The sequence below is a fragment of the Klebsiella sp. K47 genome, assembly GCF_051858335.1.
In the GTDB taxonomy this organism is placed as follows: Bacteria; Pseudomonadota; Gammaproteobacteria; order Enterobacterales; family Enterobacteriaceae; genus Klebsiella; species Klebsiella pneumoniae.
Genome location: NZ_JBPYUI010000008.1, coordinates 174231 through 188208, shown reverse-complemented (window position 1 = coordinate 188208; position 13978 = coordinate 174231). Strand labels below are relative to the sequence as shown.

The 13978-nt window shown below is 60.3% G+C and carries 9 protein-coding genes; 3 read left to right on the top strand and 6 right to left on the bottom strand.

Going from position 1 to position 13978, the window contains the following annotated elements; genetic code table 11:
* The first annotated feature begins 241 nt into the window (after positions 1 to 241).
* Together RRF55_RS10390 and citX are read left to right on the top strand one after the other, a co-directional pair.
* Positions 242 to 1606, top strand: coding sequence for a 2-hydroxycarboxylate transporter family protein (locus RRF55_RS10390; RefSeq protein ID WP_002888345.1), 1365 nt, complete (start codon positions 242 to 244; stop codon positions 1604 to 1606).
* Between the two features lie 179 nt (positions 1607 to 1785).
* Positions 1786 to 2325, top strand: a complete 540-nt coding sequence (citX, locus tag RRF55_RS10385; protein WP_002888347.1) for a citrate lyase holo-[acyl-carrier protein] synthase — start codon at positions 1786 to 1788, stop codon at positions 2323 to 2325.
* 74 nt (positions 2326 to 2399) lie between these two features.
* Here citX and rluA read toward each other — a convergent pair whose 3' ends face one another.
* From rluA to araB, 6 genes are all read right to left on the bottom strand, one after another.
* The gene (gene rluA / locus RRF55_RS10380) at positions 2400 to 3059 is read right to left on the bottom strand and encodes a bifunctional tRNA pseudouridine(32) synthase/23S rRNA pseudouridine(746) synthase RluA (protein WP_004145980.1); all 660 of its coding nucleotides are present in this window, start codon (positions 3057 to 3059) and stop codon (positions 2400 to 2402) included.
* Between the two features lie 12 nt (positions 3060 to 3071).
* A complete protein-coding gene (gene rapA / locus RRF55_RS10375; protein ID WP_064153131.1) occupies positions 3072 to 5978 on the bottom strand; it encodes an RNA polymerase-associated protein RapA in 2907 nt (968 codons plus the stop codon).
* A 187-nt stretch (positions 5979 to 6165) separates the two neighbouring features.
* A complete protein-coding gene (gene polB, locus RRF55_RS10370; RefSeq protein ID WP_011977643.1) occupies positions 6166 to 8523 on the bottom strand; it encodes a DNA polymerase II in 2358 nt (785 codons plus the stop codon).
* Positions 8524 to 8698: 175 nt separating this feature from the next.
* Entirely contained in the window at positions 8699 to 9394 is a 696-nt protein-coding gene (gene araD / locus RRF55_RS10365; protein ID WP_002888353.1) for an L-ribulose-5-phosphate 4-epimerase, read from the bottom strand.
* A 137-nt stretch (positions 9395 to 9531) separates the two neighbouring features.
* Positions 9532 to 11034 (bottom strand): L-arabinose isomerase, encoded by a 1503-nt coding sequence (gene araA, locus RRF55_RS10360; RefSeq protein ID WP_011977645.1) that lies wholly within the window; start codon positions 11032 to 11034, stop codon positions 9532 to 9534.
* Between the two features lie 10 nt (positions 11035 to 11044).
* Positions 11045 to 12754 (bottom strand): ribulokinase, encoded by a 1710-nt coding sequence (araB, locus tag RRF55_RS10355; protein WP_011977646.1) that lies wholly within the window; start codon positions 12752 to 12754, stop codon positions 11045 to 11047.
* A 337-nt stretch (positions 12755 to 13091) separates the two neighbouring features.
* Here araB and araC point away from each other — a divergent pair, with 337 nt between their 5' ends.
* A complete protein-coding gene (gene araC / locus RRF55_RS10350) occupies positions 13092 to 13937 on the top strand; it encodes an arabinose operon transcriptional regulator AraC (RefSeq protein ID WP_004145972.1) in 846 nt (281 codons plus the stop codon).
* The last annotated feature ends 41 nt before the right edge of the window (positions 13938 to 13978 follow it).

The following is a 13978-nucleotide window of genomic DNA, read 5'->3' as shown; positions in this document are numbered from 1 at the left end:
AGCGGCGCAGGCGCGGGCTGCCGCCAGCGGTCGCGGCGGAAATAGGCGGCCGGCGGGAAATAAAAACCATAAAAACCACAGTCATAAATCAGAGATATATCACTCCCGGGCAGTTCAGCGAATAAAAACCATAAAAACCATAGTGACCATTAAAACTTCTTTTTTAATCTGGGAAGCTTCACATTAACGACGCCGCTGTCCCTTTACGCTGAAAATGAATAATAACGACAGGGCTGAATTTATGAGCACCACAGACAATGCATTCTCTGCAACCCTTGAACCGATCGATACGCCGAAAACCACGCTCAAGCAGCGCTGGTGGCATATTATGGATAACTGGAAGGTGGGGATCGTCCCGCTGCCGCTGTTTCTGCTGGCCGGAGGACTGATTGCCCTCGACTGCCTTGGCGGCAAACTGCCGAGCGATATCGTGGTGATGGTGGCCACCCTGGCTTTCTTTGGCTTCGCCTGCGGCGAGTTTGGTAAACGCCTCCCGGTGCTGGGGAAACTCGGTGCGGCGGCGATCTGCGCCACCTTTATTCCTTCCGCGCTGGTCCACTATGGTCTGCTGCCTGACGTGGTTATTGAATCCACGACCAAATTCTATAAATCCACTAACATCCTCTATCTCTATATCTGCTGCATCATTGTCGGCAGCATCATGAGTATGAATCGCACCACGCTGATTCAGGGCTTTCTGAAGATCTTCTTCCCGATGCTGTGCGGCGAAGTGGTCGGCATGCTGGTGGGCATCGGCGTCGGCACGCTGCTGGGTATGGAGCCGTTCCAGGTGTTCTTCTTTATCGTGCTGCCGATTATGGCCGGCGGCGTGGGAGAGGGGGCGATCCCGCTGTCAATGGGTTATGCCGCGCTGATGCATATGGAGCAGGGCGTGGCCCTGGGCCGGGTATTGCCGATGGTGATGCTTGGCAGCCTGACGGCGATCGTCATCTCCGGCTGCCTCAACCAGCTCGGCAAGCGCTTCCCGCATCTGACCGGCGAAGGGCAACTGATGCCGAACCGCAGCCATGAAACCCGCAGCCTCAGCGAGAGCGAAGGCGTGAGCGGTAAGACCGACGTTGGGACCCTCGCCTCCGGCGCGTTGCTGGCGGTACTGCTGTATATGATGGGGATGCTCGGCCACAAACTGATTGGTCTGCCGGCGCCGGTAGGCATGCTGTTCCTCGCGGTACTGTTAAAGCTGGCTAACGTGGTGTCTCCGCGTCTGCAGGAGGGGTCGCAGATGGTGTATAAATTCTTCCGCACCGCAGTCACCTACCCGATCCTCTTTGCCGTCGGCGTGGCGATCACTCCGTGGCAGGAACTGGTAAACGCCTTCACTTTAACCAACCTGCTGGTGATCGTCAGTACCGTCTCCGCGCTGGTGGCGACCGGTTTCCTGGTTGGTAAAAAGATAGGGATGCACCCGATCGATGTGGCGATTGTTTCCTGTTGCCAGAGCGGGCAGGGTGGCACCGGCGATGTGGCGATCCTGACCGCCGGCAACCGCATGAGCCTGATGCCGTTCGCGCAGATCGCTACCCGCATCGGCGGGGCGATAAATGTCTCGCTGGGGTTGCTGTTCCTCAGCCACTATCTGGCGTGATATAACGCTACGCTCAGCGATAAATCTGCTATTTTCCGCTACAGAACGCCGAAAATATCTGCGTTCTGTATCCTAAATGCTCCGCATTTAGCGTTACAATCAGCGCGCGATCGGCTATCGCAACCATCATCATGACAGTCCAGGCGCTGTCGTATTTATCATATGTAGGAGAGGAATTAATGTCAGTGGATACTCCCGCCCAGGCGGGCGTCAGCATCGACGCATTGCTGGCGGCGAAAGAGCAGCGTGCAGCCCGCCAGGCCGACTGGTTGGCCCATTATCAGCAGCCTGTTATTTCCCTGACCCTGGTGACCCCGGGGGCGGTGAAGGACAGCATTCGCTATCGCAATATGATGGGCGTTGCCCTCCAGGCCTGCGATCAGCTGCTGTGGAAGCACCGCTGGCAAACGCTGGATCGTCAGGTGCTATGGCTGCCGACCGGGCCAGAAGCGCTGTGGTGCGTAGCGCATCCGGCCAGCGAAATCAAAGCGATGTGCAGTACGCTGGAGCAGAGCCATCCGCTGGGACGCCTGTGGGATATCGATGTAATCTGTCCGCAGAACGGGCTGGTGGGACGCCAGTCGCTGGGCGAATCGCAGCGCCGCTGCCTGCTGTGCGATGAGCCGGCGCACGCCTGCGCGCGCAGCCGTCGTCACGACACCGATCTCGTCGTCGCCCGCGTTGAGCAGATGATTGACGCGTGGTTCGCCCGCGATTAATCGGGATTGTTTTCTGTATCCTCACTAATCCGAGTTGCACGCAGCCAACCCGCATGCAACTCGAAGTATGAGCGTTAAAAGTCGATCGGCGCGCGAAAGGTCATCGCGTTGCCGTAGGCAGGATGGGTGATGGTGAGCGTCTCGGCGTGCAGCAGCAGGCGCGGGGCCATCGCCAGCGCCTCCGGCGTGGCATAGAAGCGGTCGCCAAGGATCGGATGCCCCAGCGCCAGCATATGCACGCGCAGCTGGTGCGACCGCCCGGTAATCGGCTTCAGGCGCACGCGGGCGGTGTTATCCTCTGCGTACTCCAGCACCTCATATTCGGTTTGCGCCGCTTTGCCGGTTTCATAGCACACCTTCTGCATTGGCCGGTTCGGCCAGTCGCAAATCAGCGGTAAATCCACGAGGCCTTCCGCCGGCTGCGGATGGCCCCAGACGCGGGCGACGTACTGCTTCTTCGGCTCGCGCTCGCGGAACTGACGCTTCAGTTCACGCTCGGCGGCTTTATTCAGCGCCACCACAATCACGCCGCTGGTGGCCATATCCAGGCGATGCACCGATTCGGCCTGCGGGAAGTCGCGCTGAATGCGCGTCATCACGCTGTCTTTATGCTCCTCAAGACGACCGGGGACGGACAACAAGCCGCTCGGCTTGTTGACCACCATGATGTGCTCATCCTGATACAGGATCACCAGCCAGGGATCCTGCGGCGGATTGTAGTTTTCCATCGCCATGTTCGCGTTCCGTTACTGGTGAGTGACGACGATCAGACGCAGCGCGTCCAGACGCCATCCGGCCTGCGCCAGCGCATCCATCACCTGCTGACGGTTGCTTTCGATCGCCGCCAGTTCGTCGTCACGGATGTTCGGGTTCACCGCCTTCAGCGCTTCCAGACGCGACAGCTCCGCCGTCAGCTTTTCATCGGCTTCGTTACGCGCCGCGTCGATCAGCCCCTGCGCCGCTTTGGCGATCTGCGCTTCACCCTGCTGCAGAATCGCGTGAACGTCCTGCTGCACCGCATTGACCAGCTTGCTACCGGTATGGCGGTTGATCGCGCTCAGCTGGCGGTTGAAGCTTTCGAACTCCACCTGCGCGGCGAGGTTGTTGCCGTTTTTATCCAGCAGCATGCGAACCGGGGTCGCCGGCAGGAAGCGGTTGAGCTGCAGCTGCTTCGGCGCCTGCGCTTCGACGACATAGATCAGCTCCAGCAGCAGGGTGCCGACCGGCAGCGCCTTGTTCTTCAGCAGCGAAATGGTGCTGCTGCCGGTATCGCCGGAAAGGATCAGGTCCAGACCGTTGCGTATCAGCGGGTGTTCCCAGGTAATAAATTGCGCATCTTCACGCGACAGCGCCACGTCACGTTCGAAGGTGATGGTGCAACCGTCTTCCGGCAGGCCCGGGAAATCCGGCACCAGCATATGGTCGGAAGGGGTGAGGACGATCAGGTTTTCACCGCGGTCGTCCTGGTTGATGCCGACGATATCGAACAGGTTCATCGAGAAAGCGATCAGGCTGGTGTCGTCATCCTGCTCTTCGATGCTCTCCGCCAGGGCCTGGGCTTTCTCGCCGCCGTTGGAGTGGATCTCCAGCAGACGGTCGCGGCCCTGCTCCAGCTGCGCCTTCAGGGCATCATGCTGTTGGCGGCAGGATTTGATCAGATCGTCAAAGCCGTCGGTGGATTCCGGCGCCGCAAGATAGTTGATCAGTTCATCGTGCACGCTGTCGTAGACGGTGCGACCGGTCGGGCAGGTATGTTCGAAGGCGTCGAGCCCTTCGTGATACCAGCGCACCAGCACCGACTGCGCGGTTTTTTCCAGGTACGGAACGTGGATCTGGATATCGTGCGCCTGGCCGATACGGTCGAGACGACCGATACGCTGCTCCAGCAGATCCGGGTTAAACGGCAGGTCGAACATCACCAGGTTGCTGGCGAACTGGAAGTTGCGTCCTTCGGAGCCGATCTCGGAGCACAGCAGCACCTGGGCGCCGGTGTCTTCTTCAGCAAACCACGCCGCGGCGCGGTCGCGTTCGATAATCGACATCCCTTCATGGAACACCGCGGCGCGGATGCCTTCGCGCTCGCGCAGCACCTGTTCCAGCTGCAGGGCGGTGGCGGCCTTAGCGCAGATTACCAGCACCTTCTGCGAGCGATGGCTGGTCAGGTAACCCATCAGCCACTCGACGCGCGGGTCGAAGTTCCACCAGGTACCGGTATCACCTTCAAATTCCTGATAGATCTGCTCCGGATAGAGCATGTCGCGCGCGCGCTCTTCCGCGGTTTTGCGCGCGCCCATAATGCCGGACACTTTGATGGCCGTCTGGTACTGGGTCGGCAGCGGCAGACGAATGGTGTGCAGCTCGCGTTTCGGGAAACCTTTGACGCCGTTACGGGTATTACGGAACAGCACGCGGCTGGTGCCGTGGCGGTCCATCAGCATCGAGATCAGCTCCTGGCGCGCGGCCTGGGCATCTTCGCGATCGCTGTTGGCGGCCTGCAGCAGCGGCTCGATATCCTGCTCGCCGATCAGATCGCCCAGGGTATTGAGTTCGCTATCGCTCAGCTTGTTGCCCGCCAGCAGCAGCGCGACGGCGTCGGCCACCGGACGGTAGTTCTGCTGTTCTTCGACAAACTGTTCAAAATCGTGGAAGCGGTTCGGATCCAACAGACGCAGGCGCGCAAAATGGCTCTCCATTCCCAGCTGTTCCGGCGTCGCGGTCAGCAGCAGGATACCCGGCACGCGCTCAGCCAGCTGTTCAATAGCCTGATATTCACGGCTCGGCGCCTCTTCGCTCCACACCAGGTGGTGCGCTTCGTCGACCACCATCAGGTCCCACTCGGCGTCGCACAGGTGCTCCAGGCGCTGCTTGCTGCGACGCACGAAGTCTAAAGAGCAGATCACCAGCTGTTCGGTTTCGAACGGATTGTAGGCATCGTGCTGCGCTTCGGCGTAGCGCTCGTCATCGAACAGCGAGAAACGCAGGTTGAAACGGCGCAGCATCTCCACCAGCCACTGGTGCTGGAGGGTTTCCGGGACCACGATCAGCACGCGCTCTGCGGCGCCGGAGAGCAGCTGCTGGTGCAGGATCATCCCGGCTTCAATGGTTTTACCTAAGCCCACTTCATCGGCCAGCAGGACGCGCGGCGCGTGACGACGGCCCACATCGTGGGCAATATGCAGCTGGTGCGGGATCAGGCTGGTGCGCTGGCCGCGCAGGCCGCTCCACGGCATGCGGTACTGTTCGCTCTGGAACTTGCGCGCGCGGTAGCGCAGGGCAAAGCGATCCATACGGTCGATTTGGCCGGCGAACAGGCGGTCCTGCGGTTTGCTGAATACCAGTTTGCTGTCGAGCAGCACTTCACGCAGGGTGACGTTCGCTTCCTGGGTGTCCAGGCGGGTGCCAGTGTAGGACAGCAGCCCGTTCTCTTCATTCACTTTGTCAACGTGGAGCTGCCAGCCTTCATGGCTGGTGATGGTGTCGCCCGGGTTAAACATTACGCGGGTGATCGGGGAATCGTTGCGAGAGTACAGACGGTTTTCGCCGATGGCGGGGAAAAGGAGAGTGACCATGCGCGCATCCAGCGCTACCACCGTCCCTAATCCTAATTCGCTCTCTGTGTCGCTAATCCAGCGTTGACCAAGTGTAAAAGGCATATATGTTCGGCTCTTTAGTTCTTTAATTGCAGGCAATAGTTGATCATCTCCATGAACAATCGGAGATGCGTCAAAATTGGGGCCAGGAATGGAAAGGGCGCTATATTACTGGATGGCAGAACGTTCGTCACGTTCTCCTCACGCTTCATTTTTAGGCTTTCGTGCCCGTGGAATGGGTGACAAAAAATCAAAATAGCCCCAACTGTCCTGTCACTATTGTAGCAAAGTCATCGTTGACGAAGGGCAGGATCCCTTCCGCCACCGGCTGCAACTGCTTTGTTAAATAGTGATCGTAATCGAGCGGCGACTGCTGGTAATCCACCGGCTCCGGGCCGCTGGTGGTCCAGACGTATTTGATGGTGCCGCGCTGCTGATACTGCTGCGCCCGCCCAAGCTTCAGGTTGTGTTCATCGGCAAGCCGGGCGGCGCGCACGTGCGGCGGTACGTTGCGCTGATACTCCGCCAGCGGCCGGCGCAGGCGTTTGCGATAAACCAGCTGTTCGTCGAGCTCGCCGTTCATCAGCCTGGCGATAGTCTCCCGCACATAATCCTGATACGGCTGGTTGCGGAAGATGCGCAGGTATAACTCTTGTTGAAACTGCTGGGCCAGCGGCGTCCAGTCGGTACGCACCGTTTCCAGCCCCTTAAACACCATGCGCTGGGCATCGCCCTCCTGAATCATCCCGGCATAGCGCTTCTTGCTGCCGGTATCGGCGCCGCGGATCGTCGGCATTAAAAAGCGGCAGAAGTGGGTTTCATACTCCAGCTCCAGGGCGCTGGTAAGCTGGCTTTTGCTAAGCTCCTGCGCCCACCAGGCGTTGACATCGCTGACCAGCTCGCGGCCGATCTTCGCCGCCTGGGCTTCGCTGTGCGGGCGCTTAAGCCAGACGAAGGTGGAGTCGGTATCGCCGTAGATAACGTCATAGCCTTTGGCTTCAATTAACGCTTTAGTCTGGCGCATGATCGCATGGCCGCGCATGGTGATCGACGAGGCGAGACGCGGGTCGAAGAAGCGGCAGGCGCTGGTCCCCAGCACGCCGTAAAAGGCGTTCATAATGATCTTCAGCGCCTGGGAGAGCGGCTTATTGTGCTGGCGTTTGGCTTCATCCCGGCCGTGCCAGATCTGGCTGACAATCCCCGGCAGGCAGTGCTTATCTCGCGAGAAGCGGGCGCCGAGGAAGCCCTCGATACTGTGCTGATCATCGGGTTGCGCCAGCCCTTCAACCAGGCCGACCGGATCGATTAGAAAGGTACGAATAATCGACGGATACAGGCTTTTATAGTCCAGCACCAGCACCGAGTCATACAGGCCGGGGCGGGAGTCCATCACGTAGCCGCCGGGGCTCGCCTGCGGCGGTACGTCGCCGAGATTCGGCGCCACGTAGCCCAGGCGGTGCATGCGCGGGAAATAGAGATGGCTGAAGGCGGCGACCGAGCCGCCGTGGCGGTCGGCGGGCAGACCGTTGACCGTCGCTCGTTCGAGCAAAAACGGCATGATCTCCGTTTTGTGGAAGATCCGCGTCACCAGCTCGCAATCCTGCAGGTTATAGATGGCCAGCGCCGGTTTGTCTTCATGAAACCGGCGATCGATCTCATCCATCCGATCCCATGGGTTGTCGATGGCTTTGCCTTCTCCCAGCAGCTCGCGGGCCACCGCCTCCAGCGAAAAGGAGGAGAAATTCCAGAACGCCGATTTTAGCGCGTCGATGCCGTCGATAATCAGCCGCCCGTTGGCCTGGGCGAAAAAGACGCCGTTCTTAAAGCCGTGCTCACGCCACTCCAGCTCGCTGTTGCCGCGGCCGAGTCGCAGCGGGATACGATAGCGTTCGGCGTGCTTTTGCAGAACGCGCAGATCGAACTGCACTACGTTCCAGCCGATCAGCACGTCGGGGTCGTGTTCGGCAAACCAGGCGTTGAGCTTTTCCAGCAGCAGGGGACGGCTGGCGATGAAGACCAGCTCGAAGTCGACGTCTGGCGGCGTTTCCGGTTCGGGGCCCAGCATGTAGACCACCCGCTGGCCGCAGCCTTCCAGACCGATGCAGTACAGCTCGCCGTGGCGGCTGGTTTCGATATCCAGCGACACCCATTTCAGCGGCGGACGATAGTCAGGGTTCGGCTTCATGCGCGCGTTGACCAGCTGCGAGCCGCGCGTTTCGCCTTCCACCCACACCGGGGCGGTGATAAAGCGCTCCATCAGATAGCGCTCCGGCGGGCGGATATCGCCTTCGTAAACGGTGACGCCGCTGTCGCGGAGCATCTTCTCCAGACGCATCAACTGGCGATGGGCGCGGCAGTAGAGTCCAACAATCGGCTGACGGTGGAAATCTTTCAGGGCCAGCGGGGCGAAGCGGAGCCCTTTCTCCCCCTGCAGCAGCCGTTCAGCCTGCGCCCGCTGCGCTTCGGGAATAAAGGCGACGGACTCCTGCGGCGGGAGGGTGACCTGCAGCGGACCGTCGTCGGTGGCCAGCCAGAAGGAGAGCTCGGTGCCCTGCGGAGTGTCCCGCCAGTGACGGGTGAGTAAAAATCCTGCTCGTGGCTGGGTCACGGGTATTCTCGCCGATAAAAAACCAGGCCTGATTATAGCCTGGTTTCATGAGGGGCGCTGGGGTTTTATACAGGTGTTCGGCGCTAATGTTGCCCCGGATTGCGGCTTGCGCCTTATCCAGGCTACCAGATGGCGCAGAGCCCTGGCCCTGCTAAGCGCAGCGCGAGCAGGGTGATTATTGGCCGTAGTAGGCTTTGGCCCCATGCTTACGCAGATAGTGCTTATCCAGCAGGGTCTGCTGCATAGCCGGCAGCTGCGGCGCCAGCTGGCGGCAGAAAATCCCCATATAGGCGATCTCTTCCAGCACGATGGCGTTATGCACCGCGTCTTCGGCGTTCTTGCCCCAGGCGAACGGGCCGTGGGAATGGACCAGCACGCCGGGCATCTGCGCCGGGTCGATTCCCTGCTGGCGGAAGGTTTCGACAATCACGTTGCCGGTTTCCCACTCATAGTCGCCGTTGATCTCCGCATCAGTCATTAACCGGGTGCAGGGCACCGGGCCATAAAAGTAGTCGGCATGGGTAGTGCCGGTCGCGGGAATAGATTGCCCGGCCTGCGCCCAGATGGTGGCGTGGCGCGAATGGGTATGCACAATGCCGCCCAGCGTCGGGAAAGCCTGATACAGCAGGCGATGGGTCGGGGTATCCGACGAGGGCTTTTTATTACCCTCTACCACTTCGCCGCTCTCCAGACTGACCACCACCATATCGTCGGCGGTCATCACGCGGTAATCCACACCGGAGGGTTTGATCACGAACACCCCTTTCTCGCGGTCGACGGCGCTGACGTTGCCCCAGGTTAAGGTCACCAGATTATGCTTTGGCAGGGCCAGGTTAGCTTCCAGCACCTGGCGTTTAAGATCTTCTAACATAGTGTGCTCCGAATAGCAGGCGAGTCGGGTATCCCTCACCCCGACCCTCTCCCGGCGGGAGAGGGAGAAAGGCGGCATGGCGCCCGGTCGGTCCCCTCTCCCCAACGGGGAGAGGGGAAGGGTGAGGGGACGGCCTCTTAGCGTTTTGAACCGTAATACACTTCATTCCAGCGCAGCGCGTCCTTGAAGGACGGCAGACGGGTATCGTTGTCGATGACGGTCAGCTCGATATCATGCAGCTCGGCGAACTGGCGCATATCGTCGAGGTTCAGCGCATGGCTGAAGACGGTATGGTGCGCGCCGCCGGCGATGATCCAGGCTTCCGACGCGGTACGCAGATCCGGCTGCGCTTTCCACAGGGCGTTGGCCACCGGCAGCTTCGGCAGATCGTGCGGCGTTGGGACGGTTTCGATGGTATTGACCAGCAGACGGAAGCGGTCTCCCAGGTCGATCAGGCTGGCGACGATCGCCGGGCCGGTTTGAGTATTGAAGATCAGGCGCGCTGGATCCGCTTTGCCGCCGATGCCCAGCGGCTGAACGTCGAGGATCGGTTTCTCGGCGGTGGCGATCGTCGGGCACACTTCCAGCATGTGCGAGCCGAGCACCAGATCGTTACCATTGTCGAAGTGGTAGGTGTAATCCTCCATAAAGGAGGTGCCGCCCTGCAGACCAGTTGACATCACCTTCATGATGCGAAGCAGAGCGGCGGTTTTCCAGTCGCCCTCGCCGGCAAAGCCGTAGCCCTGCTGCATCAGGCGCTGTACGGCGAGACCCGGGAGCTGTTTCAGGCCGTGGAGATCTTCAAAGGTGGTGGTAAAGGCGTGGAAACCGCCCTGTTCGAGGAAGCGTTTCATCCCCAGCTCAATGCGCGCGGCGTCCAGCACGTTCTGGCGCTTGTCGCCGTGAACCTGCGCTGCCGGGGTCAGACGGTAGCTGCTCTCATATTCATCGACCAGGGCGCTGATATCGCCGTCGCTGATGCTGTTCACCACCTGCACCAGATCGCCGACCGCCCAGGTGTTCACCGAGAAGCCAAACTTAATCTGCGCGGCGACTTTATCGCCGTCGGTCACCGCCACTTCGCGCATGTTATCGCCGAAACGGCACACTTTCAGATGACGGGTATCCTGTTTGGAGACCGCCTGACGCATCCAGCCGCCGATACGCTGGTGGGCCTCTTTATCCTGCCAGTGGCCGGTGACCACGCTGTGCTGTTGGCGCATACGGGCGCCGATGAAGCCGAACTCGCGGCCGCCGTGCGCGGTCTGGTTCAGGTTCATAAAGTCCATATCGATGCTGTCCCACGGCAGCGCGGCGTTGTACTGAGTATGGAACTGCAGCAGCGGTTTGTTGAGGATGGTCAGGCCATTGATCCACATTTTTGCCGGCGAGAAGGTATGCAGCCAGACCACTAACCCGGCGCATTTGTCATCGTAGTTGGCGTCGCGGCAGATATGGGTGATCTCGTCCGGGGTGGTGCCCAGCGGCTTAAGGACCAGTTTGCACGGCAGTTTGGCTTCCGCATTCAGGCTGTTCACCACATGTTCGGCATGCTTCGTCACCTGGCGCAGGGCTTCCGGGCCGTACAGATGTTGGCTGCCAATAACGAACCATACTTCATAGTTATCAAAAATCGTCATTTTCGTATCCTTAATGGGTGAGCGCTGCCTGAGATTGCGGGGCTTTTTCCGCCTTTGCAGCCGAAGGGAGATAGTGTTGTTCCGCGCTGACCGACCATTGCTGGTAGCGCTGATAGAGTTGTTCGAAACGCTGTGCCTGCGCCGGACGCGGCTGCAGGGTAGTTTCCACCTGGCTTGCCATCCGCTGTTGGGCGGCAGGAATATCGTCATAGACGCCGGCGGCGACGGCGGCGAAGATAGCCGCCCCCAGCGCGCAGCACTGATCGGAGGCGACAATCTGCAGCGGACGGTTCAGCACGTCGCAGCAGGCCTGCATGATGACCTGGTTTTTCCGCGCGATACCGCCAAGCGCCATGACGTTGTTAACCGGGATCCCCTGCTCGGTGAAGCACTCCATAATGGCGCGAGCGCCGAAGGCGGTGGCGGCGATCAGACCGCCGAACAGCGCCGGCGCGTCGGTGGCCAGGTTAAGGTCGGTGATCACCCCTTTCAGGCGCTGGTTGGCATTCGGCGTGCGGCGGCCGTTGAACCAGTCGAGCACCACCGGCAGATGCTCCAGCGATGGATTGTTGGCCCAGGCTTCGGTGAGCGCCGGCAGTAACTGTTTTTGGCTGGCTTTGATTTGCTCGCGCAACGCCGGCTGCTGCTGAGCCAGCTGCTCCAGCGGCCAGCCGAGAATGCGGCCAAACCAGGCGTAAATATCGCCGAAGGCGGACTGGCCTGCCTCCATGCCGATAAAGTGCGGAACCACGCTGCCGTCGACCTGGCCGCAGATGCCTTTGACCGTGCGCTCGCCGACGCTCTCTTTATCGGCGATCAGAATGTCGCAGGTGGAGGTGCCGATGACTTTCACCAGCGCGTTAGGCTGCGCGCCGGCGCCAACGGCGCCCATGTGGCAGTCGAAGGCGCCGCCAGAGATGGCCACACTCTGCGACAGACCCAGGCGCTGGGCCCACTCTGCGCTCAGCGTGCCGACCGGCACATCGGCCGTCCAGGTATCGGTGAACAGCGGCCAGGCCAGATGCTGGTTGATGATGGGATCAAGCTCATCGAAGAAGCTGGCCGGCGGCAGACCGCCCCAGCTCTCATGCCACAGCGATTTATGTCCGGCGCTGCAGCGGCCGCGGCGCAGATCCTGCGGACGCGTAGTACCGGAGAGCAGGGCGGGCACCCAGTCGCAAAGCTCTACCCACGAGGCGGCTGCCTGGGCGACGGCGCTATCTTCGCGGGTGACGTGAAGGATTTTGGCCCAGAACCATTCGCTGGAGTAGATCCCGCCGATATAGCGCGAGTAATCCTCTTTGCCCGGCTGGTGACACAGGCGGGTGATCGCCTCGGCTTCCTCGACCGCGGTGTGATCCTTCCACAGGACAAACATGGCGTTAGGGTTGTCAGCGAATTCTTCGCGCAGCGCCAGCACGTTGCCCTCGGCATCGACGGGAGCCGGAGTTGAGCCGGTGCTGTCGACGCCAATGCCCACGACGTCGGCGCGCTGTTCGGCGCTCAGCGAAGCGAGCACGCTTTTCAGCGCCGCTTCCATGGACTCGATGTAATCTCGCGGGTGATGGCGGAAGCGGTTGTTAGCGCCATCGCAATACTGTCCTTCCCGCCAGCGCGGATACCACTCCACGCTGGTCGCCAGCTCTGCGCCGGACGCGCATTCCACCGCCAGAGCGCGGACTGAGTCACTACCAAAGTCGAGGCCAATCGCAATTGCCATCTTGTTACTCCATGCAGAAATCATTCATGCAGCAACAGTAGATATCCCCGGCAAAATCCGTCAGGCCGGATTCGCTAATCTTATGGATTATTTTGCTGTTACCTTGCAAAGTGTGACGCCGTGCAAATATTCGATGTGGACTTTTCTGCCGTATTTATAGACACTTTTGTTACCCGGCATATCACGGTGGAATGCACGCTACTGGCGCTTTTTTCGCTTGCTGTGCGGGTTTTTCGCCAAATTCCCACCGCCGTCGCAGTCGCGACAGGGCCGAGAGCGATAAAATGATGAATATGGACAATTGGTGCCACTGATACCTTCGGGGAGAACCACGCGTATGGCCGAAACGCAAAACGATCCGCTGCTGCCGGGCTACTCTTTTAACGCTCATCTGGTTACCGGCCTGACGCCGATTGAGGCGCAGGGATACCTGGATTTCTTTATCGACCGCCCGCTGGGTATGAAAGGCTATATTCTCAATCTGACGATCCGCGGCGAGGGGGTGATCAACAACCACGGCGAACAGTTTGTCTGCCGGCCGGGCGATATGCTGCTGTTCCCGCCCGGGGAAATTCATCACTATGGCCGCCATCCCGACGCCAGCGAGTGGTATCACCAGTGGGTCTACTTCCGCCCGCGCGCCTACTGGCACGAGTGGCTCAACTGGCCAACGATTTTTGCCCAGACCGGCTTTTTCCGTCCGGATGAACAGTGGCAGGCGCGCTTTGGCGAGCTGTTCGGCCAGATCGTCGATGCCGGGCAGGGGGCGGGGCGCTATTCCGAACTGCTGGCGATAAACCTGCTGGAACAGCTGCTGCTGCGGCGGATGGAGGCGATCAACGAATCGCTGCATCCCCCGCTGGACAACCGGGTGCGCGACGCCTGCCAGTACATCAGCGACCATCTGGCGGACAGCCATTTTGATATCGCCAGCGTCGCCCAACACGTTTGCCTGTCGCCCTCGCGTCTGTCGCACCTGTTCCGCCAGCAGCTGGGGGTCAGCGTCCTCGGCTGGCGGGAGGATCAGCGCATCAGCCAGGCCAAACTGTTGCTCAGCACCACGCGGATGCCGATCGCCACCGTTGGGCGCAACGTCGGCTTCGAAGATCAGCTCTATTTTTCCCGCGTGTTTAAAAAATGCACCGGGGCCAGCCCGAGCGAATTCCGCGCGGGTTGTGAATAAAAAGTAAAGAAAGTGAAATGATGACCCGCTTAAATGTCACA

Excerpts from the sequence above, each read along its gene's own strand:
- RRF55_RS10390 (WP_002888345.1), top strand. The coding sequence starts at position 242 with ATGAGCACCACAGACAATGCATTCTCTGCAACCCTTGAACCGATCGAT.
- citX (WP_002888347.1), top strand. The coding sequence starts at position 1,786 with ATGTCAGTGGATACTCCCGCCCAGGCGGGCGTCAGCATCGACGCATTG.
- rluA (WP_004145980.1), bottom strand. The coding sequence starts at position 3,059 with ATGGCGATGGAAAACTACAATCCGCCGCAGGATCCCTGGCTGGTGATC.
- rapA (WP_064153131.1), bottom strand. The coding sequence starts at position 5,978 with ATGCCTTTTACACTTGGTCAACGCTGGATTAGCGACACAGAGAGCGAA.
- araD (WP_002888353.1), bottom strand. The coding sequence starts at position 9,394 with ATGTTAGAAGATCTTAAACGCCAGGTGCTGGAAGCTAACCTGGCCCTG.
- araA (WP_011977645.1), bottom strand. The coding sequence starts at position 11,034 with ATGACGATTTTTGATAACTATGAAGTATGGTTCGTTATTGGCAGCCAA.
- araB (WP_011977646.1), bottom strand. The coding sequence starts at position 12,754 with ATGGCAATTGCGATTGGCCTCGACTTTGGTAGTGACTCAGTCCGCGCT.
- araC (WP_004145972.1), top strand. The coding sequence starts at position 13,092 with ATGGCCGAAACGCAAAACGATCCGCTGCTGCCGGGCTACTCTTTTAAC.